This window comes from Paenibacillus sp. T2-29 (genome assembly GCF_052921365.1).
Window position 1 is genome coordinate 391822 of the sequence record NZ_JBREVE010000001.1, and the last position, 21627, is coordinate 413448.

Sequence of the window (21627 nt, forward strand, 5' to 3'; positions counted from 1 at the left end):
GCAATCTTACTCAGCTCAACCGCGGTATGTAAAAGAACCCCGTATCCCACGCCATCAAAAGGCGCTCGGATATGGGGTTCTTTGAATATAACCACCGTTTCGAATTGAAAATTATACTTAATCTACATTTGTGGAATAATCGCCAGTACCAATTTCAGAAATTGTTCACGTACCTTCTCTGCCGTCTCCATCACTTCACCATGAGACAAAGGCTGGTCCAGAATGCCTGCAGCCATATTGGTAATACAGGAGAAGCCCAAAACCTCAATCCCCGCATGACGAGCTACGATAACCTCAGACACGGTCGACATCCCTACTGCATCTGCCCCCAGTGTACGCAGCATAACGATTTCAGCAGGTGTCTCATAGTTGGGTCCCAGCAATCCGGCATATACACCTTCCTGCAGGCTGAAGCCTTGTTGGGTAGCTGTTTGTTTGGCAATTTCACGCAAGCGGCGGCTGTATGCCTCTGACATGTCTGGGAAGCGAACACCCAGAGCAGCATCGTTCGGTCCAATCAGCGGATTTTGTCCGGTCAGATTCAAATGATCCGAGATGACCATCAGATCGCCCGCTTTGTAGGAAGTGTTTACACCACCTGCCGCATTTGTCACGAGCAGGCTTTGAATCCCGAGCTGCTTCATTACCCGAACAGGAAAAGCCGTCAGTTGCGGGCCATAGCCCTCATACATATGAAAGCGCCCCTTCATCATGACGACAGCGCGACCTTCAATAGTGCCTAACAGTAACTCCCCCTCGTGGCCTTCTACCGTTGATACGGGAAAATGGGGAATATCCTGATAGGGAATACTAACTCCATCTTGAATCAAATCTGCCAAAATACCGAGGCCCGATCCCAGAATAAGACCAATCTCTGGAGTTATTCCGCTCTTGGCACGGATATAGTCTGCTGCTTCCTGAATTGTAGCTTGGTTGGCTGTTGACATAAATATCTCTCCTGACTTGTACAATCGTAAAGTTATAGTCATTATCACATTTTCTATAATAGCAAAGCGACGTTACGTTTGATCCTTGCTATCATGAGAAGTGCGGTTGCCGCCGTGCGGGTGATGCATTTCATATACTTCCTTCATGTTCCGTCTAGCGGTCTGTGCATATACCTGCGTCGTTGATAGATCTGCATGACCCAGCATTTCCTGTACAGAGCGTAAGTCCGCTCCGCCCTCCAGCATATGTACCGCAAAGGAGTGTCGCAGCGTATGGGGCGTGATATCCTTGCTTATGCCTGCTTCCTGAGCGTACTTCTTAATTATTTTCCAGAAGCCCTGTCTACTGAGCCGCTGACCTGATACATTCAAGAACAAGGCTTCCTGCTCTGTCTGAGCCTCTTCACCCTGCCCGGGTCGCAGCAACGCTGGACGCTGCTCGTCCAAGTAAGCTTGTGCCCACTGTGATGCCTCACGACTGATCGGTACAACACGCTCCTTGCCCGCCTCACCGCCACAGTGCACAAAGCGCAAATCGATGCGCACATCACACACGTTCAGGGCAATCAGCTCTGATACGCGGATGCCCGTCGCATACAACAACTCTAGCATGGCCTTATCTCGCCCCCCCTGCGGGGCACTCACATCCGGCGCTGCCAGTAAACGCTCTATTTCATCCTGCGTCAACACCGAGGGCTTCTTTTTAGTGGCTTTGGGCAGTTCCACCAGAACGGACGGGTCATGGATTGCGATTCCCTCTCGAATGAGAAAATGAAAAAAGGAGCGTATCGAGGCGACGCTACGTGAAATTGTCGCCGCGGCTTTTCCCTGTTCCTTCAGATGCCCCAAATACAGCACCAGATGTGACCGCTGTACATTGTCCGGCTGCTCAAGGCCACAGCTTTCTGCGAACTCGGCAAACTGCTGTACGTCCCGCTGATACGCTTCCAATGTGCTGCGCGACAAACCTTTATCCTCTTCCATATATTGAACGAAAGGTTGAATATACATTTTCATGAGTTCCAAAAGTCTCCTTGTCCTGCATACAGCGATTCAAGTTGTTGCGCCTGCTTCTTCGTGTGCGGCCTTCATATCATCATCTCATCGTGAAGATTACATAGACTACTCACCATACCAATAAAAGAAACGTAAACGTTCCAACACTCCGATTCGTTGCTCGGACCCTTCATTCACTGTTTGTCCGCCAAATACCTTAACTGCATGTCCTTCCGGTATTCGGTAATGATCTACAGGTGTTATCCAATCTGTAAACAGCCTGAGGCTATAAAAGAACATACATGCCAACACCCCGAACAATATCAGCAAGCGCAGCCATTGTAGTCCTCTCCGTAATGATAGTACCATGTGGATCAGCCGCCTTCCCAAAATATAGTCCCTATGTAGGGCTCTCTATGGAAGGGTATGACAAGCTATTCCGTTTTATACCACTTGGTCCTACACAGTAAATTCCGAACCAAAAAAGCTCCCCCGAACGCGTCTTCGTCGGTGAGAGCTTGGGTAGTCAGCTTATTAATCCTGGGATTTGTTTTTCTTGGTTTTGCCCGAGGATTTCTGGGCAGTTGTATCGTTCTTCGCCTTACAACGATAACAAATACCGTGGAAGTCCAAACGATGATCCACTACAGTAAAATTATATTCCCGTTCCAAACGCTCCTCTAACGGTCCAAGCCAATCTTCCAGTATTTCATCTACACTGCCGCACTGCACACATATCAAATGGTGGTGGTGATGTTTGGCTGTATCGCCGCGTAAGTCATAACGCGCAACGCCATCGCCAAAATTAATTTTCTCCACGACATGCAGTTCACTTAGCAGTTCTAGGGTACGGTATACGGTTGCCAGACCGATTTCGGGAGCTTTCTCTTTGACGAGCATAAATACATCTTCCGCACTCAGATGATCATCTTCGTTCTCAAGTAAAACTCTGACGGTGGCTTCCCGCTGAGGCGTTAGTTTGTAGCCCTGGGATTGCAGCTGCTGCTTAATTTTTTCGATCCGTGCTTCCATGTGTCTCCCTCCCCCTGCAAAGCTACTGCCTACTGCACTTTTTTTCACTCCTATTATTATAGGGGGTCTATACAAATAAAGTCAAACATTTTGAAATGAGATCAAGATGTCACGGAAGCCGTCAGCATAGGAGTGACCCATTGCATCATAACCGGGGTGACCCAGGTTTCAAAGGATGCGCTGCCGATAAGCAGCACCATCATCACAGCAGTCAATCCTGCGTAAGAAAGCAACGGACGCAACATCCCGTCTGATGGCCGAGTAGCAAGTATTTTAGTTTTGATCATATGAATGGAAAAAGTCATCGCAGCCACACTACAGACGAGCAGTACCGGAATCACGAGCAGGTTATGTGGAGCAACGGAAACCAATGAAAATAATAGTCCTTTCCACGAATATTGCCCTACCATATAACCTACAGAAAATCCGATCAGCACACCCTTGAGAAAATTCAATACAAGAATACCTGGGAGTCCGATGACCGAAAGCCCGCATACCCAGATGAGGCCCACCCATTTAAGATGTAGTGATACGCTGTCCCAAAAGGTCGAGGCCGCCTGCGAATCAGCAAAGCCCTGCTTGTTTTGATTGACCGTCACAAAAAAATCCTTCAGGTAACGGGACAAATCCTGTAACTGTTCCAGGGAAAGTGCATTTACCATGAGTGCGCCAAAGACAACTCCCACTAGAAACAGTACAGCCAAGAAAACATAATACGGCGTCTGATCCTTTAACGTATGACGAAACCATTGCATCGGGTTCTGCCCCCTTCATCTGCTTGTTTGTCCAAAAAACAACCGTAGTCCGACGGCTGATGGCTAGAAATGGGGCAGCTTTCGCTACAAATCTAACATCACGAATGATGCGCCAAGCCAACGGCAGAGATATTTTATGGTTATGAACAAGCAGACGCTGATATGCCTTTTTAGGGAGACAAGACTTGACTAGGACACTTTACTAGGATTTCGCTATTTTTCCGTATGTTCCACCACCACCGGATACCAGCGCCAGGCGTCCTTCGCGTGAAAGCACAATCTGCTCTGCCAACACTTTACCAACGACCTCTGACAGTTCCTCCTGCGTAACCTCATGTAAAATATTCATTTCTGTTCCGAAGGCTGCTAACAGCTGGTTCAGCTTGGCTTTACCCAAGCCTGGAATAAATTCTAGCGGAATCTGGTAAATGTACGGAGGACGATGGGAGGGAATTACGGGCTGTTCACGATCGGCAATGCTCCAGATTCGATCGAGCACACCCCGCACCAGCTTGGTATGGCCACAGTTAGGGCAACGTTCGTCCGCCATCTGCTGCTCATCAATAATCGTACCGCAGCTTTGACAGTAAGAGCGATGGTATTTTCCAAGTTTGGGATTCAAACCGTAGTTGGCACACACTCGCCGTCCTTCACGCCGCTCCAAAGCCATCCTGAATTCATCAAAACTCGGCTTCGCCAATGATAATTTGTTGTACTCTCGTCCAATTTTCCCGAGTGAATGGGCATCTGAATTTGTGAGAAAGCTGAAACGATCCAGCTCCGAAATCAAACCAGCCATAGATGAATCTGCACTCAGCCCCAGTTCCACCCCGCTAATGAGCTCCATATCCAGCAGTTCCTCCATACGGGCTGCAGAACTGCCGTAAATGCCCTTATGCGGAGTGAACACATGCGCAGGCACCATAATGCCTCCACGACCGTAAATTTGCTGCTGCAACTCACGTGGCGGTGCGTAGATCCGTTGTGAGCTGAGATTGACATTTTTCATATGCTTACTCAGCCATTGGGTAAAATCCTCCATCGCAGCCAGATCAGGAAAATAGGCCAGTACATGTGCTTCGGGACGACCTTCAGCCCGTATTTCCAGCTCCGTGCCAAGTAGAATCACTGTATCCCTGTATGCGATGCCACCACCGCTGATTTCTTCCATTTCACCTGTATGCAAATAGCTACGAATATCTTCCTGTACATTAGGCGCATGGCAGTCAATAATCCCGATAAGCCCAATCCCTTTGCGACCGGAGGCTTCCTTGGCTATATTGGCAAACGTTAGATCACGGCTACCACTAATTTTGACTGGAGCTCCTTTCTCCGTTCTGCCAATATGAATATGCAAGTCTGCAAAGTAGTTGTTAAGTTCTATTATATTTGTATCCATCCGCTTAGAAGCTCCCTGTTTGTTGGCGAATTTGCCATGCATAGACGGCCAGAATCGTTTTGGCATCACTAATGCGTCCTTCACGAATAAGCGTGTGCGCTTCTTCCAGGGTCACCTCAAATAGCTCCAGAAATTCATCCTCATCCGGTTCCATCTCACCTCGCTCCAGGTCTTCGGCCACATACAGATGTATGATTTCATCCGCAAAGCCAGGAGATGTATAAAAAGAGTGAAGCAGCTTCAACGATTTGGCTGTATAACCTGTTTCTTCTCGCAATTCACGTCCCGCTGCTTCCATCGGGTCTTCACCTTGCTCCAGCTTGCCTGCGGGGATTTCAACCTCACATCGCCCCATAGCTTGTCTGTACTGATCCACCACCAGCATTTTCCCTTCATGCAGAGCCAAAACTGCCACCGCACCTGGATGCTTTACGATTTCACGCTTTCCAGTGGAACCATCGGGAAGCTCTACCGTGTCTACCTGTACCGTAATGACCTTTCCTTCAAAAATAGGCTGTGTGGACACGGTCTTTTCCTCCAGCGCAGGATTGGAAAAAGGCTTGCGAAGTGTATTGTTTGTTGGATTGTTCACTTGTTCGTTCGTTTGGTCGTTCATCAGACATGTTGCCTCCTTCGTCTTCTATCTTTCTTTCATTATTAATTATCTCCAACATTAGTCTAACTTGTCCACTTGGGACATATGCTGGGGGTAGTATATCAAAACTTCTGCTATAAGGAGATTTCAGAACATGAAAAGTTACCGAACTGAAACCACCCTTCATATTGTTGGCAAAGCCTGGCAGATACAAGCCCTCCTGCGTCAATGGCAAAAGGAATACGGACCTACAGCCACTATTGCTTCGCTAACTGTTCCAAAAAAGGTTCAGATCTAAAGGAGGAACACCGTTCCTGTCTTTAGCCTGAACCCTTTTTTCGGTATATTGTAAATGTAAGAAGTAAGTCTTACTTTGTAGTTTCTTGGATCAGAGCTACGACTACTTCAGCAACCTTCACTAGATCATCGGCCTTGATCTTTTCCTCTGTGGTGTGGATGTTCTGGTAGCCTACCGCCAAATTCACCGTTGGAATACCAAGCCCGTTGAATACATTGGCATCTGAGCCGCCACCGGAATGGAAGGTTGATGTTGCCATTCCCAGTCCTTGAATGGCACGCTGTGCAACCTGTACAACTTCATCATGCTCCGTAAAGCTGAATGCTGGATAGATGACTTCACTGCGGAACTCTCCCTGAGCACCAAATTCACGCGTAGTGGTTTCGAGCGCTTCACGCATATGCTGAATCTGATGATTAACCTTTTCCTGTACAATACTGCGAGCCTCCGCACGGATCAATACAAAATCGCAGACCACATTCGTCGCGCCGCCGCCCTCGAAACTGCCGATGTTAGCAGTCGTCTCCTTATCAATGCGTCCCAATTTCATTTTAGAAATTGCTTTAGAAGCGACTTGAATGGCACTAATGCCATCTTCAGGATTGACCCCCGCATGAGCGGACTTTCCAGTAATTCTCATTTCAATACGTGCCTGTGTGGGAGCAGCTATACAAATAGAACCGACTTCACCGTTCGAATCCAAAGCGTATCCGAAGTCAGAATCCAGGACTTCCGGCTTCATCGCCCGTGCACCCATTAAACCAGATTCCTCGCCAGCCGTAATCACGAACTGAATTTGACCATGGGGTATGTTCTGCTCGCGCACGACACGAATCGCCTCGAACAAAGCAGCAATCCCAGCCTTGTCGTCCGCACCCAGAATTGTTGAACCATCACTGCGAATCCAGCCATCCTCACCCAACTGCGGTTTGATTCCTTTGCCTGGAGTCACGGTATCCATGTGACAGGTGAAAAATATTTTGGGTGCTTGCTCCACACCTTCCGCTTTCCAGGTAACAATCAAATTGCCCGAACCATGTCCCGTTCTTTCGCGAGAATCATCTTCTACGACTTCCAGTCCTAGTGCATTAAACTTTTCTTTCAGAACACGTGATATTTCCTGTTCATGCTTCGTTTCACTATCCACCTGTACGAGTTCCACAAATTCCTGTACGATTCGGTCTTTTACTATCTCTACTGTCATTAAACTTTCCTCTCTTTCCCGATTACGTTACAATACGGATAGATGTTCTTATCTATGACTTAAACCTATCCTAAAGGAGTTACACATGTCTAACAAAAAATGGGTTCGTTTTTTCGTCTACGTTATGCTCGCAGCTATGATTGGTTCTACACTGTTCATGGTGATTGAGCCGTTTATTATGCCACTATAATAGCTATACCGCTCAAGGTTGAACTACTTCAAGATCCGTTGAAGCTATGTGTAGACGAGCTGCTGCACAAGCAAAGAGGCGGGCTCCCGTGTTAATTACACAATTGCCCGCCTGACCTTTATTGGAAGGAATGCGTTTGCCATTGCGCAGCAAATGAAAATTGCTGTTCAAAGTACGGTACAATTTCCTTCGCAATCTGTTCCACCGAAAAAGACTGCTGTGTACAGTCCTCTAATGATGTCACACCGTATTCCTGAATTCCGCACGGAACAATGCCTTCAAAGCCCTCATGCTGTATTCCTGACTTGATGTTAAAGGCAAAGCCATGGCTGGTTACGAAGCCTCGACGGTGCTTACATTTGTTAAATTTGACACCAATAGCCGCAATTTTAAGATTCCCGATCCATACCCCCGTATATTCAGGCTTACGGCTCCCTTCAATCCCATAAGATGCCAGCAACTGAATGATCACTTCTTCCAGACTTCGAAGGTATCCGTGCAGATTTAACGCCTCTCGGTTGCCAAGCACAAGTAGGGGATATCCGACAAGTTGCCCTGGTCCATGATATGTAATGTCTCCCCCACGATCAATCTGAAAGACGCTGATTCCCTGCTCTTTCAGCTGCTCTGGTGTAAGGAGCAAATGCTCAGGATGCCTCTGGGAACCAATGGTGTAGGTTGGTGGATGCTGGAGAAGCATAAGCGTTTCTCTCGCCTCCCCCGCATCCAGCTTTCCCACAATCTCCTTCTGGACATCCCAAGCATGGGCATATTCCATCCTATTCGTATAGGTTACATCAAGCGGTCGTCTATTCACGGCCTGTCACTTCCTCTCCGTCCATTTACCTAACTGTTCGGATGATTAGTACAGCTTCGTATCCAAGGTGTAGCCTTCTAGATTTTCTTTAACCCGTTGCAGGAATCGTCCGCAAATCACTCCATCTAAAATACGATGATCCAGCGACAGACACAGATTAGCCATTGAGCGCACCGCAATCATATCATCAATAACCACTGGTCTTTTGACAATGGATTCAAAGGTAAGAATTGCAGCCTGCGGATAATTAATCACCGGATAAGATAAAATTGAACCAAAGGAACCTGTGTTGTTGACGGTGAACGTTCCACCCTGCATGTCGTCCAGTTTGAGTGTACCTTCGCGAGTTTTACGTGCCAAATCGTCAATTTCACGAGCTAAGCCAGCAATATTTTTCTGATCGGCCTTTTTAATAACAGGAGTAAGAACGGAGTCCTCTGTACCTACGGCCAACGAAATATTGATGTCTCTTTTGATGATAATTTTATCCACTGCCCATACCGAATTCATGATCGGATATTCCTTGATTGCATTCACGACTGCTTTCATGAGAAAAGCAAGATACGTAATATTGATGCCTTCTTTTTGTTTGAACTCGTTTTTGATCTTGTTGCGGAGCATCACCAGATTGGTCACATCCACTTCAATCGTCGTCCAGGCATGAGGAATTTCCGAAACACTTTGCCGCATATTGCGGGCAATTGCACTACGAATGGGTGTAACATCAATAAAATACTCGGATCTGTTATTGTTGCCACCCTCAACTTCGATCATAGGAACTTTTGGAGCTTCCGTTAAATGAATGCCGCTGTTGCGCACCGGAATCGCAGGGTCCATATTTTGAACTGGTGCACTATGCTGAACGGCAGACTGCTGGAGTCCTGTAAAAGGAGATCCTTGTCCTTGCGTGGTTCCACTCGTCTGACCAGTCACTCCAGTTGGAGCAGAGCCGCCCTGCTGCACAAAATTCAACACGTCTTTGCGGGTAATTCTTCCCCCCATGCCTGTGCCTGGCACTCTGCTTAGGTCTACATTGTGCTCAGCAGCCAGTGTTTGGACCGCTGGAGAAAAACGTCCGCGCATGGACTGATCCGATCCAACACTCTGCTGGGATTGTGCTTGCACGTTGCTTTGAGATGCTGGTGCCGCAGGTGTCCCTCCTGTTGATGCTGTAGGTGCAGCCGACTTCGTCTGGATACGGCAAATCAACTCGCCTACCGCTACCGTCTGACCTTCCTCTGCCAACAGGTCACCCATAATCCCATCCAATGTGGAAGGAATTTCTGCGTTCACTTTATCTGTAATGACCTCGCAAATTGGCTCGAATTGCTCTACTGGATCACCAGGTTGTTTCAGCCATTTGGCGATTGTCGCTGATACGAGCGATTCAGCCAATTGCGGCATGGTCACGTCGTTCCATTGTGTTTGGTCTGACATTTTTTTCAACTCCTTAACATCATAGAAGGGCGCGTTTTATCGCTGCCCCACTACACTTTTGGAATGCTTTCGCCCGAATCTGCTCTATATTAATACATTGCGAGACGACGCATGGCTTCCTTCACTTTATCCTTGTTTAACATATAAAACTTCTCCATCGGTGGACTGATCGGCATGGCTGGCACATCAGGAGCGCACAGACGCTCAATCGGTGCATCCAGTTCGAACAGACACTCTTCATTAATAATAGCCGATACTTCGGCACCGATACCGCCCGTTTTGTTGTCCTCATGAACGATTAAAACCTTACCTGTATGTCGTGCAGCCTCAATAATGGCTTCGCGATCCAAAGGCTGGAGTGTGCGCAAATCCACAACATGTGCGGTAATGCCCTCTTCCTTCTCCAATTCCTCAGCTGCCTGCATAACAAAATGCAACGGCTGGCTATATCCGATGACCGTAATATCGTCACCCTCACGTAGCAGATTAGCCTTGCCAATTGGAACGATATAATCATCCTCAGGCACTTCACCCTTAATCAGCTTGTAGGATTTTTTATTTTCAAAAAACAGCACTGGATCAGGGTCACGAATGGCTGCTTTCAACAATCCTTTGGCATCATAAGGTGTAAATGGAGCAACAATTTTTAAACCCGGTGTACCAAAAAAGATAGATTCTGGACACTGAGAATGATATAAACCACCAAAAATACCGCCACCGATGGGGGCGCGGATCACCACAGGGCAATTCCAATCGTTGTTAGAGCGGTAGCGGATTTTAGCCGCTTCACTAATAATCTGATTCGTCGCTGGCAGCATGAAATCCGAATATTGCATTTCGGCAATCGGCTTCATTCCGTACATTGCCGCACCAATTGCAACGCCTGCAATCGCCGACTCTGCCAATGGCGTATCCATGACACGTTGCTCACCGAATTGGTCCATGAGCCCCTTAGTCGTTGTAAAAACACCGCCTTTTACGCCGACGTCCTCACCTAATACAAAAACCGTTTCATCCTGCTCCATTTCTTCTTTCATAGCAAGACGTATCGCATCAATATATTCCATAATCGCCATCGTTACCGACCCTCCCCATCGCTATCAGCATACACATGCAGCAGCGTATCTTCAGGCTTTGGAAAAGGCGCATTGTCTGCATATTCAATGGCTTCCTTGACTTCGAGCAGCAGCTCGGCCGACAGATCTGCATCTTTGGCCTCGTCCCAAATGCCGCATTCAATCAAGTAACTCTTCATGCGGGCTACGCCGTCCTTGGCCCAGTTTTCATCCACTTCCTCCTTGGTCCGGTAAGCCAGATCATTATCCGAGGTGGAGTGAGGGGACAGACGGTACATCATCGCTTCGATTAGCGTAGGACCTTCACCGCGGACAGCACGTTCACGTGCTTCCTTCACCGCGGCATATACGGCTAGCGCATCATTACCGTCGACACGAATACCAGGGAATCCGTAACCCAATGCCCGGTCGCTTACCTTGCCTGCCAACTGCTTATGAATCGGAACCGATATTGCATATTGATTGTTCTCACACATAATGATGACTGGCAGCTTCTGTACACCTGCAAAGTTACAGCCTTCGTGAAAATCCCCCTGATTGCTGGAGCCTTCCCCAAACGTAACAAACGATACAAAATCCTTTTTCTGCATCTTGGCGGCCAACGCTACCCCCACTGCATGTGGAACCTGTGTCGTCACTGGGCTGGAGCCTGTCACAATACGCAGCCGTTTACTACCAAAATGCCCTGGCATCTGGCGCCCTCCACTATTAGGGTCATCTGCCTTGGCAAATGCCGACAGCATCAATTCCCGCGGCGTCATGCCGACTGCAAGCACAAATCCGTAATCCCGGTAATAGGGAAGGAAATAGTCCTTTTCCCGGTCCAGAGCGAAAGCTGCACCTACTTGTGCCGCTTCCTGTCCAATGCCGGAAACGTGGAAATTAATTTTCCCTGCCCGTTGCAGGAGCATGTTGCGCTCGTCAAATCTTCTTGCGAGCAACATATATCTGTACATATCAATTACTTGTCCGTGAGTAAGTCCCAGCTGCTCATGTCTGAAGCCAGCGTCTACAGCGCCTTTAGAACTCATTGAGGCACCTCCTTAAATGTCAAACATCCTACTTTCAGCACCTAGTACCATCTTGTCTTAAAACCTGGTACTAAACTCTGACTAACCCCATTATAATCCTTTTCGCCCCAAAAAGAAAAGTACCGATTTATTTCGAACGTTTATATGCCTATCGCTTGTCCATCGACTGCCAGCATCGCTTCTCCCAAAATCTCCGACAACGTTGGATGCGGATGAATAAGCTGTCCGACTTCCCACGGCGTAGCATCCAGCAATTGCGCAAGAGCGGCCTCGCTGATCAGATCCGTTACATGCGTACCAATCATATGTACACCGAGAATATCATTGGTTTGCTGGTCCGCCACCACTTTCACGAAGCCGTCTCGACTACCGTATACTAACGATTTTCCGATAGCTTGGAAAGGGAACTTCCCTGTTTTCACCTGGTGCCCACGTTCACGGGCTTCCTGCTCCGTCAAGCCGACGCTTGCGGCTTCAGGACGTGTGTAAATACACCGCGGAATCATATAGTTGGGTACGCTGTGAAACTCTTCGCCCGCCAAATGATGAACTGCCTGCAAGCCTTCATGACTCGCGGCATGGGCCAGTTGTAAGCCGCCGATGCAATCCCCGATGGCGTAGATATGTGGCTCATTTGTCTGCAAATGCTCATTAACCGAGATAAAGCCACGCTCCACGCGGATATCCGTATTTTCCAACCCGATATTTTCGACATTCGCCTGACGACCTACAGAAATGAGCAGTTTGGAAGCACTGAGGGTTTCGGTTTCTTCACCTTTTTGCACGTCAATCTGTACGCCTTCCTCATCCTTGCCGTAGGTTTCAGCCTTCACCTGTGCCCCCGTCAGCACCTTGACACCACGCTTGGTTAACAAGCGCTGCATTTCACGCGAAACGTCCTCGTCCTCCGTAGGAATAAGTCGATTGGCGGCCTCAACCACCGTAACCTCCACGCCAAAATCATTTAGCATGGAAGCCCATTCCACGCCAATGACCCCACCACCTACGATAATCAGGGATGCTGGCAGGTTCTCCATAGTCAATGCTTCGTCACTACTCAGAATAAATTCGCCATCTGGCTCCAGTCCAGGCAGCACACGCGGACGTGATCCTGTTGCAATAATGAGGTGTGCCGGAACAATCGTCTCCATCTCACCATCTTCTAGCTCCACAGCCACTGCACCGCTTTTAGGAGAAAATATAGACGGTCCAATCACGCGTCCCTTACCGCTAAGCACCGTAATTTTATTTTTACGCATCAAAAATTGAACGCCCTGGTGTAGCTGCTCCACAACGGCTTCCTTACGTTCCTGAACCTTGGGAAATACAAGCTGTGCTCCAGATGTCTCAATACCATATTGCGCACTTTCCTTAATCGTTGCATATACTTCCGCACTGCGCAGCAAAGCCTTGCTCGGAATACAACCACGGTGCAGACAGGTTCCGCCGAGCTTGTCCTTTTCGATGATCACCACTTCCTTGCCGAGCTGGGCTGCGCGAATTGCTGCTACATACCCTCCGGTTCCTCCACCCAAAATAGCGACATCACAATGTATAGTCATGTTTCTCCTCCATTAACATTGATTATATATAGCTTATTGTACTCTCTTTATTTCACTGTACAAAATTTAGCGTTTAGGCATAGGCTGCAAATCATCATCTACCTAATCTAGATATCTCTCCATATCATTCATACAGTGCATCTCGTAATTTGGTAGACATTCTTGGACTTTGTGCTGATTTGGCTCGCAACGCCTTGCGAAACGATTCATTTTGCTTGCTCAGAAAATCAAGCTCTGTTTCCAACTCAATGATTAGCTCCAGAGCTTGCGGGCTAATCAGTCCTTGTTCCAGTAATGCTCTTTTTTTGGCACTATAATCCGTGTTTTTTTCGTCCATGCCTTCCACTCTTCCCTTCATTCCACTACGCTTCACCATATCATGCCCGCGGCGGCAGAGCAATGACGACCACATTTACGATTTAAGAATAGACATACAAAAACATGTCGAAAAACAATATATTTTCTCTAGTCTGTATGTGGCTCGTTATGGTAATCTATAATGGCGTTTTCTTTCGGAGATGAAGATTTACAGCGTTATGTACATGTTAAGAGAGGGGAATTCGCTTTGCCTACAGGACGAATTACGATTATTACAGGCCCCATGTTCAGCGAAAAATCCGGCGAATTGATTCGCCGTTGTCAGAAACTAATCCAATACGGGCATCGCAAGGTGGTCGCTTACAAACCAGCTGAAGATAACCGTTATGCAGAGGATGAAATTGTAAGCCGGATCGGATATCGGCTGCCCGCTATCTCTATTCCAAGAAAACTCACGGATGAGCTCGTTCAGCGTATTTTGCAAGAAACGAAAGATGCCGATGTGGTTGCCTTTGACGAAGTCCAGTTTTTCAGTCGGCATATTATGTCGCTCATACAAGAGTTAGCTTATTGCGGAAAGCATGTCATTGCCGATGGGCTAAATCTGGATTACCGAGGCAAGGAGTTCGGCTATGTCGGTGGTCTGCTCGCTATGGCAGATGACATCGAGAAACTGACTTCCTTCTGCGCTGTATGCGGCAGCTCGGAAGCAGTATTTACGCAGCGTATGGTCAATGGAAAACCTTCCACTGTAGGACCTATCGTGATGATCGGTGACTCTGAGGCTTATGAGCCTCGTTGTCGTAATTGCTTTATACCTCCTCATAAAGTGAACTGCGATTAGTAAGCTACATGGGTCGGCAAACTCCATACGCCCACTTGTTTTCCATTACTTTTTTCTTGCATTTTTTTTGGAACGGTTCAAGCTATTTCCCCGTATATCCGTTAAGCTGTACAAGTTTTTATTTTTTTTGTGCATAACATAACCATAAGATTATCGGGGGGACGGAATGATGAGTTTCTTTAACAAGATCTTAGCAAGTGCAGGAATCGGTTCAGCCAAAGTCGATACGTTGGTGGATCAGACTGTATATGTGCCTGGAGAAGAACTTAGTGGCATCATACGCATCAAGGGCGGTAAAATTGATCAGGAAATCGGCAAAATTGATATTGAACTCAAGACTGAATATATCGTAGAGCACGATGATAAAAAAACCGTCACCACCTGCTGCATTGCGCGGATCAAGGTATCTGATGGCTTTCATCTAAAGCAAGGACAGGAGCTTGAAACTCCCTTTTCCTTTAGGTTGCCTTTGGAAACCCCTGTTACTCATGCCAAACAGCCTGTCTGGCTGGAAACAGCATTGGACATTGGCATGGCTTTGGACCCGACCGATCGTGATTCACTCAAAATCGAGCCACATCCTTATATGAGTACGGTGTTTGAGGCGGTTCATCTGTTAGGCTTTCGATTCCGTTCCTCCACCTGTGAACGTCACCCCAAGCTTGGACGCGGTGTTCCATTCGTGCAGGAGTTTGAGTTTACGCCTGGCTCGGAGTATGCACGGGATATCGAGGAGCTAGAGCTGATTATGCAGTTGGAACCCGAGGGTGTGCATGTGCTTGTAGAAGTAGATCGTAGAGGCAGAGGCTTGTCCGGTTGGCTGGAAAATGCCTTTGATATGGATGAGCGTCATGCCTGGTTGAGCTTAAGCCGAGAAGAACTATCCTATGGACCAGATCATATAGCTGATGCGCTAGAGGAATTGATTGACAGGCAAATTCGCTAACAATGTAGTAAAACACTAACAAAAAAACTCCTAACCAATTTACTTACATACGGTTGGGAGTTTTTATTAATTATAAGAATTATTTAATGATGGTTCTCCATAGTCTGTATAGACTAAAGTGGCAGCATATCCTGTCTTTCCGCCTTATACTTACACTCTTTACATACCCCATACAGCGAACCATTATCATCGGCATAAAAGGTTAATTTTTCTTCTTTTTTACAAAAGGAGCATTTTTGTTTACTCGTGCTCTGAATGGAGTCAGACAGTCCAAATCCAGCTTGGGCCTGAATATCTACCGCTTTTGTATTAGCGCGTGTACCCGAAGACACTTTAGACTTCATTTCATTGCCAATGCGGGATTGTCGGGCGGGCTTACGAGGGCGAAATTCAACAACATTACTGTCCCGATGTTCATCCGCTTGTTGTTGATTGCCGCTACGTCCACGCCATGCCATAACAATCCAACCCAACGCCACCAACAACACGCCGACGATCACCCAAGTCAGACTATTCCACATGCTCTCATCCCCTCTTTGCTTTAAAATCTTTTACATCCATACCACTAGCCCGTTCAATGCGATGACTTTTGCCTATAACATATGATTGTATATATCCGTGTATACAGCCTCTGTGTTGTTCATTCGATTGATACCCATGTAAAAATCTACCCTCCAGGGCAACATCCGACTCTCCTCTTAACGAGACATTGATCACGTTCGGTAAATCTTGTTATGCCGAGGAGTATATTGATCCTTTTTACAAATTGTACATGATTCTTTTGAAAAACGGTAATATCCACTCCATGGACAGCGTTCTCCTTATTCATAATGCTTATCTACTTTCCAAAGGTGAGGACAAAAATGTCCCAGATGGCTACATTACTCCCCTTGATAATAAAAATCAATGAATCTTTTCGTCAACGGATTAAATTTATCAAAACGTTTGCGATGCGGTAAAAAGCCTGACTTATGTACTTGTTCTGCTAATGTTTCTACTTGTTCAAATCGCTTGAAAAAGGGCAACGTGAAAATGTAGATATCTGCCATAATCTCTTGGATCACTCGTTCTCTTTCTGCTTCTGTGGACACAAGGTAATCCCTGTTGCCCGTATATTTCTTGGTTAGAGCGATCAACTCACTGTGAAAACAAGCCCCTGTACTATACTTCTTTTTTATACTTTTGGATTCCACGGTAATGTAAACTTTTAATGCACTATATTGGGTCGCGCCGAAACAAATTTCAAATATAAATTCCTTGTTTTCTTTTTTCAAAACTTTTCTGCTTTTCAGATATTTAAAATCATTCAAAAATGGTGTAGCTATGATTTTGTCTACCGCTAACTGACGCAGGTCGCTTGCTTTAAGTTCAGTTTTATTGTCCATGATATCACTCCAACCCAAAAGAATTTCCCACCATTGTATCATATCTTTCCAATTACAGGCTCCGCATATCTCCATCTTTTAATCGCAAATATATTTATTAAAAAATGAATAGAAAAAGCCGCTCACAATAGAGCGGCTTTTCCCCTGAAATATAGAACCGGTATACGATTTATACTTTAAATTTACCAATTTGTCCTTGTAGGTCTTCTGCCATTTTGGACAGGTTTCTTGCAGAGGAAGCAATTTCCTCCATCGATGCCAATTGCTCTTGAGTCGCGGCAGATACGTGCTGCGTCCCAGCTGCAGCCTCTTCAGCAATCGCTGAAATTTGTCTAACAAAGCCAACAATCTCATCGGTACTTGCAGACATTTGCTCCGATCCAGCAGAGACCTCTTCAATTTCACTGGCCACTTTATTAACGGTTTCCTGAATAAGCTCAAAGGACGCACCCGCATTTTGTACGACTTCCCGACCTGTCATGACATCTCGCCCATTGGACGCTACCGCCTCAATAGCATGCGAGGTATCCTTTTGTATCAATCCCACCAGCTCCGTAATTTGTTGAGCAGAATGAGCCGATTGTTCAGCCAACTTACGCACTTCACCTGCAACTACAGCAAATCCGCTACCGTGATCTCCTGCGCGGGCTGCTTCAATAGCAGCGTTCAAGGCAAGAAGATTAGTTTGACTTGAAATATTGGTGATGACATCAATAATCTTCCCGATTTCATCTGAACGCTCTCCCAATCCAGCCATAAGATCAGCCAAGCTATTCATAGAGTCATTCACACTATTCATTTGGACAACAGCCTGCTGGATCATCTGATTACCTTCAGCTGATTTGTGAGCCGCATCCTGAGCTGATGCAAAAACATTTTGCGCACGGATTGCAATTTGTTCTACACCGATGGACATTTCCTCAATAGCCTGGGACGATTTGGTCACCATATCCACCTGGTCACCTGTCCCTGTAGCAACTTCTTGCACTGTTTCGGTGATTTGCGCAGTTGCTTGGCTATTTTGCTCTGCGCTGGCCGTCAATTCCTCCGAGGAAGTGGTTACCAGCTCGGTCGTACTACTTACAGACTGAATCAGTTGACGAAGATTTGCAACCATCGTATTAAAAGAATGGGCCAAAATACTAATCTCATCCTTGCCTTTCACGACAATGGCTTCCCCAGTAAGGTCACCGGACGCAATGCTTTCAGCAGCACGACTGATGCGCAAAATGGGCTTAGAAATAATTTGGGCTATAATGATCGCCATGATCAATGCTAGTATAACGGCTGCAATACTCAAAACGATAACTAATTGTCTGCCTGAAATAAAGTTGTCAACAGCTTCTTTCGTAATCAGTTTTGATCCATCTGCATTCAACTTAATGAGCTGACTGATCATATCGTTTGAACTATACCATAACTTATAGGATTCTTGGTGAAGGATGCTTGATTGAGTGTAATCATTAGCTCTCCCTGCTGCAATCATTTCTGGTAACTTAGTCAAATACTCCGTATAAGTTTTGGAGAATTGTTCATACATTTCACGTTCCTTAGGAGTAGCAATTAATTTTTCGTATGTTTTTCGGTCTTCTTCAACTTTCTTTAAAACCTTATCATATTCGGCCTGAACCTTCTCCATTTCCTCCGGGTCACGTTCTACAATAATGTTTAATGAGAGCCGCTCTACATCAGATACATCACCATTTAGTGTTCCGAGGATGGTCACACTTGGCATCCAATGGCTATCAATTTCCATTGAAGTATCGCCTAACTTTTTCATTCGCGAGATCGATACTGTACTAATCACAACCAACAGGATTATTACCGCAAGGAAACCCAATAACAATTTTGTTCGAATGTTAAATTTCATATATTCGCTCCTCAGTTCTCTTTATAATAGATATTATATCGACAAGAATCGACACATTGTTTATATCAAAATTAAAGAGAATTTCAGAACTGTTTACAAAAGGAAAATTTCTCTTCGTGATCGTTATATAATGATTGACGCTTATTTTATAAACCGCGTGAGAGTATTATTTTTCGTCCATCCAATTCATCCGTTAAAGCATTGCAAGCAAAAAAGAGATACCCCAAAGCGGGTATCTCTTTATGTTTTACTTCCTAGCTATAATCATAAATCGTTCTGCATTTGTCCTAATTCCTTTTGGAGTTTGGTTGTCCAGAATGAATTGTTGGAGTATTTCAAAATCCATTTGTTTTTGTCCAAAGTCAGGAATAATGGGAGTGTGTTTCAAAAGAAAACTAAGTCTGCAGGAGTCTGATAGTATTCGGTTGCATTAAATTCAAATGACTGAATATCGTTAAAGCCCGCTTCATTGAGATCTGTAATACATTGAGTTTTCAACGAGTCTTTCTTAGTACCCAATGCCTGCCCTCTTCCAAACGCTTTTTTAATGTTTAATTTGTCATTTTCGCTCACTTGCTGTGTTAAAAATATACCACCCTTAACTAACACCTTAGCTATTTCTTTTGCAGAGAAACACGAATGTCGAGAAGAGATTACATTAAAGAATTCCTTGGGAAAATTCAGATTTTCAGCATCCATCTGTAGAAAACGAACATTCGCTATGTCTGCTTCAGTAGAATTTTTTCTTGCCGTATCAATCATTCCAGCAGATTGGTCAATTCCGACTAAAAGTAATGCAGAAGCCGCTATTGACAAAATAGCTTCCCCGCCACCCGTGCCGATATCAAGCAATATGTCCGACTTCTCGCACGTCTTCGACACTTCATTATAGAAGTCCCATTTTACTCCTTCAGAAATACATTTCACATTGCTAAAATCCCATCCGTTGATTTTTCCAACCTTATCATAAAACTCTTTATATTCAATTGAATTCATTTTTATCCACCTTCAAATAAGATAATAAACTACAGAATAGCAGACCGAGATCATTCGAAATTTTAGTTTTGTAGTCAATGAGGCAGACTCCCCCCTTGACAGCTGGTACGCGTTTTTTCCAGCCCGGAAACTAAATACTTCGAACAATACGGAAAGACATCCATTCACCTCATTTGAAAGTTTGCTTTAATTATATTTCTAATCAGACATGCCACAGTAACCCATATAGAGACAAGTTTAACATAAAATTATAAAAATTTATTAAAAAAGTCTAAAGTAACCTGCGTAGAAAACTCATGTGTTACACCTCAACGTAATGTGAATACAAAATGTCCTCAAAACCCGCAGATGCGACAGAATTGCCTACAATAGTCGCTGACCGCATCTTACCTGTGATAGTATTGCCAGCTATTGAGATATTTTCTAGTCTGTTGGCTGTATTGGCCACTAGATTAACCCCTACACTATTTGCATTATTGAGTTTTATTTGATTGTTTTTAATGTTTGCAGTCAATATTGATGTATCTTCGTCCTTACCGATTGCTATTTGTGCTTTAGCTTTATTCAAGCAATTTATTGCATTTTTTACTACACGTATATCTCCTGCAATAGATTGATCATGCCCAAGTTGTAACACCAGTTCGGACATTGAGTTGATTTTGTTATTCTCTATAGTTATATTTTTTGGATTAGTTCCGTCAAGTAGCAACCCCCATATCCCTAGGTTTTTAGCTCGATCAACTTGAATTGTGGCCGTCCCATAGGTGTCTTGAAGATTATTACTGATAGAATCTCTCACGGTTATATTTCTCGAACCGCAAATGTCTACGAAATGTTGATCATGATTTAACGATTGGACACGCTCAATAAGTACATTATTCGCATGTCCCAACGCAATCAAGTCCCCGTAAGTCCTCGGCTTGGAGGTAACATCACCGTCTGTAATCGTGAAATTTCGTAACACGATATTTCCAGCTGCTTTAAATCCACCCTTTGTGTCGTAGCCTTTATTAACGAGCAATACGCCGTTTTGCTTCCGTTCACTACTAATCCGTTTGATGATGGTGACACCCATACCAGAGCCTTCTATAATCACTCCGGCGGGTATGACAATACATGCCTTACTGTGAATACTCTTAGCGATACTTAGGAGATACGTACCTTTGCCAAGGATAAGCTTACCGCCTCCCACTCTCTCGAGGTAGTCAAGTGCAGACTGGATAGCTTTTGTCTGATCAGTCCCGTCTCCACTGGCACCAAACATATTAGATGTAACCGTGTTTTTTATTCCTCTATCCAGTTTAGCTTGTAGATCAGAAATGCCGGTAGTGAAAAACCAAACAATCACTAACAAAATTATTGAAATTTTTACCCGCATCATCTAACAACCTTCCCTAGTAATAGTGTATGTTAATACCTTACATTTTAATGGGAAGTAAAGTCAATAATATAATAATATTGGCAGATTTACACTCTGATGCGCATAAGGAGATAGATTAGCATCATTTCGAAGTACGGTTTTGCTTAATGATATTCCTACTATAAATAAACTCTCCGCAATTACCTCGCTCGTAGTCTCTCCATAACCTTATTCATTAAATGCTTGGTATAATTCAACCTTGCATCTCTTAATTGCTCTTTGAACGTTCATACGATCAATCCAAGTATAGGGGCCCTCTATCGGTGAGTTACCCTAATTTGATGGATTTGCAAATTTGCGACATCTTACAAAAAAATAACGCCCACCTCCGAAGAGATAAGCGTTATTCAAATAATTTTTATTTTTTTAGTATTAGTTTCAGCAAAAATACCTATTGATATGTGTGTAAAGCGTAAAATTCAACTCAATTGCGAAGAGCTTCATCGGAACCTCCGCTGCAACGGCCGATAAATTATCGCGAACCTAAGTTCCCCTTACGTCCAATTTCC

General features: G+C 45.2%; 22 protein-coding genes and 1 pseudogene. 4 read left to right on the top strand and 19 right to left on the bottom strand.

The annotated features are described in order from the left end of the window. Positions 1 to 122: 122 nt before the first annotated feature. From ACU1JV_RS02290 to ACU1JV_RS02320, 7 genes are all read right to left on the bottom strand, one after another. The gene (locus tag ACU1JV_RS02290) at positions 123 to 947 is read right to left on the bottom strand and encodes a purine-nucleoside phosphorylase (protein WP_025675629.1); all 825 of its coding nucleotides are present in this window, start codon (positions 945 to 947) and stop codon (positions 123 to 125) included. 72 nt (positions 948 to 1019) lie between these two features. Beyond that, positions 1020 to 1964, bottom strand: a complete 945-nt coding sequence (gene xerD, locus ACU1JV_RS02295; protein WP_165082305.1) for a site-specific tyrosine recombinase XerD — start codon at positions 1962 to 1964, stop codon at positions 1020 to 1022. 105 nt (positions 1965 to 2069) lie between these two features. Beyond that, positions 2070 to 2312, bottom strand: coding sequence for a YqzK family protein (locus tag ACU1JV_RS02300; protein ID WP_013371741.1), 243 nt, complete (start codon positions 2310 to 2312; stop codon positions 2070 to 2072). Positions 2313 to 2477: 165 nt separating this feature from the next. Beyond that, positions 2478 to 2975 carry a ferric iron uptake transcriptional regulator gene (fur, locus tag ACU1JV_RS02305; protein WP_013371742.1) on the bottom strand — a complete coding sequence of 166 codons (498 nt, stop codon included), beginning with the start codon at positions 2973 to 2975 and terminating at the stop codon, positions 2478 to 2480. A gap of 101 nt (positions 2976 to 3076) precedes the next feature. Continuing rightward, positions 3077 to 3730 (bottom strand): stage II sporulation protein M, encoded by a 654-nt coding sequence (spoIIM, locus tag ACU1JV_RS02310; RefSeq protein WP_013371743.1) that lies wholly within the window; start codon positions 3728 to 3730, stop codon positions 3077 to 3079. A 202-nt stretch (positions 3731 to 3932) separates the two neighbouring features. Beyond that, a complete protein-coding gene (locus ACU1JV_RS02315) occupies positions 3933 to 5129 on the bottom strand; it encodes an endonuclease Q family protein (protein WP_165082303.1) in 1197 nt (398 codons plus the stop codon). Positions 5130 to 5133: 4 nt separating this feature from the next. Then, on the bottom strand, positions 5134 to 5745 hold the full coding sequence (locus ACU1JV_RS02320) for an NUDIX domain-containing protein (protein ID WP_165082301.1): 612 nt from the start codon (positions 5743 to 5745) through the stop codon (positions 5134 to 5136). 133 nt (positions 5746 to 5878) lie between these two features. On the opposite strand from ACU1JV_RS02320, the gene mciZ reads away from it, so the two are divergent. Next, complete coding sequence (mciZ, locus tag ACU1JV_RS02325; RefSeq protein WP_013371746.1) at positions 5879 to 6022, top strand: Z-ring formation inhibitor MciZ; 144 nt, start codon at positions 5879 to 5881, stop codon at positions 6020 to 6022. Between the two features lie 70 nt (positions 6023 to 6092). Here mciZ and ACU1JV_RS02330 read toward each other — a convergent pair whose 3' ends face one another. Further along, a complete protein-coding gene (locus ACU1JV_RS02330) occupies positions 6093 to 7226 on the bottom strand; it encodes a tripeptidase T (protein WP_025675625.1) in 1134 nt (377 codons plus the stop codon). Positions 7227 to 7311: 85 nt separating this feature from the next. On the opposite strand from ACU1JV_RS02330, the gene prli42 reads away from it, so the two are divergent. Next, a complete protein-coding gene (prli42, locus tag ACU1JV_RS02335; protein WP_016822268.1) occupies positions 7312 to 7416 on the top strand; it encodes a stressosome-associated protein Prli42 in 105 nt (34 codons plus the stop codon). A gap of 118 nt (positions 7417 to 7534) precedes the next feature. On the opposite strand, the gene lipB is transcribed toward prli42, so the two are convergent. From lipB to ACU1JV_RS02365, 6 genes are all read right to left on the bottom strand, one after another. Then, the gene (gene lipB, locus ACU1JV_RS02340) at positions 7535 to 8233 is read right to left on the bottom strand and encodes a lipoyl(octanoyl) transferase LipB (protein ID WP_025675624.1); all 699 of its coding nucleotides are present in this window, start codon (positions 8231 to 8233) and stop codon (positions 7535 to 7537) included. Between the two features lie 45 nt (positions 8234 to 8278). Further along, a complete protein-coding gene (locus ACU1JV_RS02345) occupies positions 8279 to 9670 on the bottom strand; it encodes a dihydrolipoamide acetyltransferase family protein (protein ID WP_013371749.1) in 1392 nt (463 codons plus the stop codon). A gap of 89 nt (positions 9671 to 9759) precedes the next feature. Further along, a complete protein-coding gene (locus tag ACU1JV_RS02350; protein WP_013310796.1) occupies positions 9760 to 10746 on the bottom strand; it encodes an alpha-ketoacid dehydrogenase subunit beta in 987 nt (328 codons plus the stop codon). Between the two features lie 2 nt (positions 10747 to 10748). Beyond that, the gene (locus ACU1JV_RS02355; protein ID WP_013371751.1) at positions 10749 to 11777 is read right to left on the bottom strand and encodes a thiamine pyrophosphate-dependent dehydrogenase E1 component subunit alpha; all 1029 of its coding nucleotides are present in this window, start codon (positions 11775 to 11777) and stop codon (positions 10749 to 10751) included. 140 nt (positions 11778 to 11917) lie between these two features. Then, a complete protein-coding gene (gene lpdA / locus ACU1JV_RS02360; RefSeq protein ID WP_165082297.1) occupies positions 11918 to 13339 on the bottom strand; it encodes a dihydrolipoyl dehydrogenase in 1422 nt (473 codons plus the stop codon). Between the two features lie 124 nt (positions 13340 to 13463). Further along, a complete protein-coding gene (locus ACU1JV_RS02365) occupies positions 13464 to 13697 on the bottom strand; it encodes a hypothetical protein (protein WP_040103867.1) in 234 nt (77 codons plus the stop codon). A 207-nt stretch (positions 13698 to 13904) separates the two neighbouring features. Here ACU1JV_RS02365 and ACU1JV_RS02370 point away from each other — a divergent pair, with 207 nt between their 5' ends. Together ACU1JV_RS02370 and ACU1JV_RS02375 are read left to right on the top strand one after the other, a co-directional pair. Next, positions 13905 to 14501 (top strand): thymidine kinase, encoded by a 597-nt coding sequence (locus tag ACU1JV_RS02370; RefSeq protein WP_176702349.1) that lies wholly within the window; start codon positions 13905 to 13907, stop codon positions 14499 to 14501. Between the two features lie 169 nt (positions 14502 to 14670). Then, positions 14671 to 15447 (top strand): sporulation protein, encoded by a 777-nt coding sequence (locus ACU1JV_RS02375; RefSeq protein ID WP_017427508.1) that lies wholly within the window; start codon positions 14671 to 14673, stop codon positions 15445 to 15447. Positions 15448 to 15560: 113 nt separating this feature from the next. Here ACU1JV_RS02375 and ACU1JV_RS02380 read toward each other — a convergent pair whose 3' ends face one another. The 5 genes and pseudogenes from ACU1JV_RS02380 to ACU1JV_RS02400 form a co-directional block, all read right to left on the bottom strand. After that, positions 15561 to 15968: a hypothetical protein gene (locus tag ACU1JV_RS02380; RefSeq protein ID WP_413986575.1), complete on the bottom strand. Its 408-nt coding sequence runs from the start codon at positions 15966 to 15968 to the stop codon at positions 15561 to 15563. Positions 15969 to 16328: 360 nt separating this feature from the next. After that, a complete protein-coding gene (locus ACU1JV_RS02385) occupies positions 16329 to 16832 on the bottom strand; it encodes a hypothetical protein (protein ID WP_413986576.1) in 504 nt (167 codons plus the stop codon). A gap of 169 nt (positions 16833 to 17001) precedes the next feature. After that, positions 17002 to 18702: a methyl-accepting chemotaxis protein gene (locus ACU1JV_RS02390; protein ID WP_025675620.1), complete on the bottom strand. Its 1701-nt coding sequence runs from the start codon at positions 18700 to 18702 to the stop codon at positions 17002 to 17004. A gap of 247 nt (positions 18703 to 18949) precedes the next feature. After that, positions 18950 to 19698 (bottom strand): annotated as a pseudogene (locus ACU1JV_RS02395) (class I SAM-dependent methyltransferase). A 301-nt stretch (positions 19699 to 19999) separates the two neighbouring features. Continuing rightward, positions 20000 to 21079 carry a hypothetical protein gene (locus tag ACU1JV_RS02400; protein WP_413986577.1) on the bottom strand — a complete coding sequence of 360 codons (1080 nt, stop codon included), beginning with the start codon at positions 21077 to 21079 and terminating at the stop codon, positions 20000 to 20002. Between the last annotated feature and the right edge of the window lie 548 nt (positions 21080 to 21627).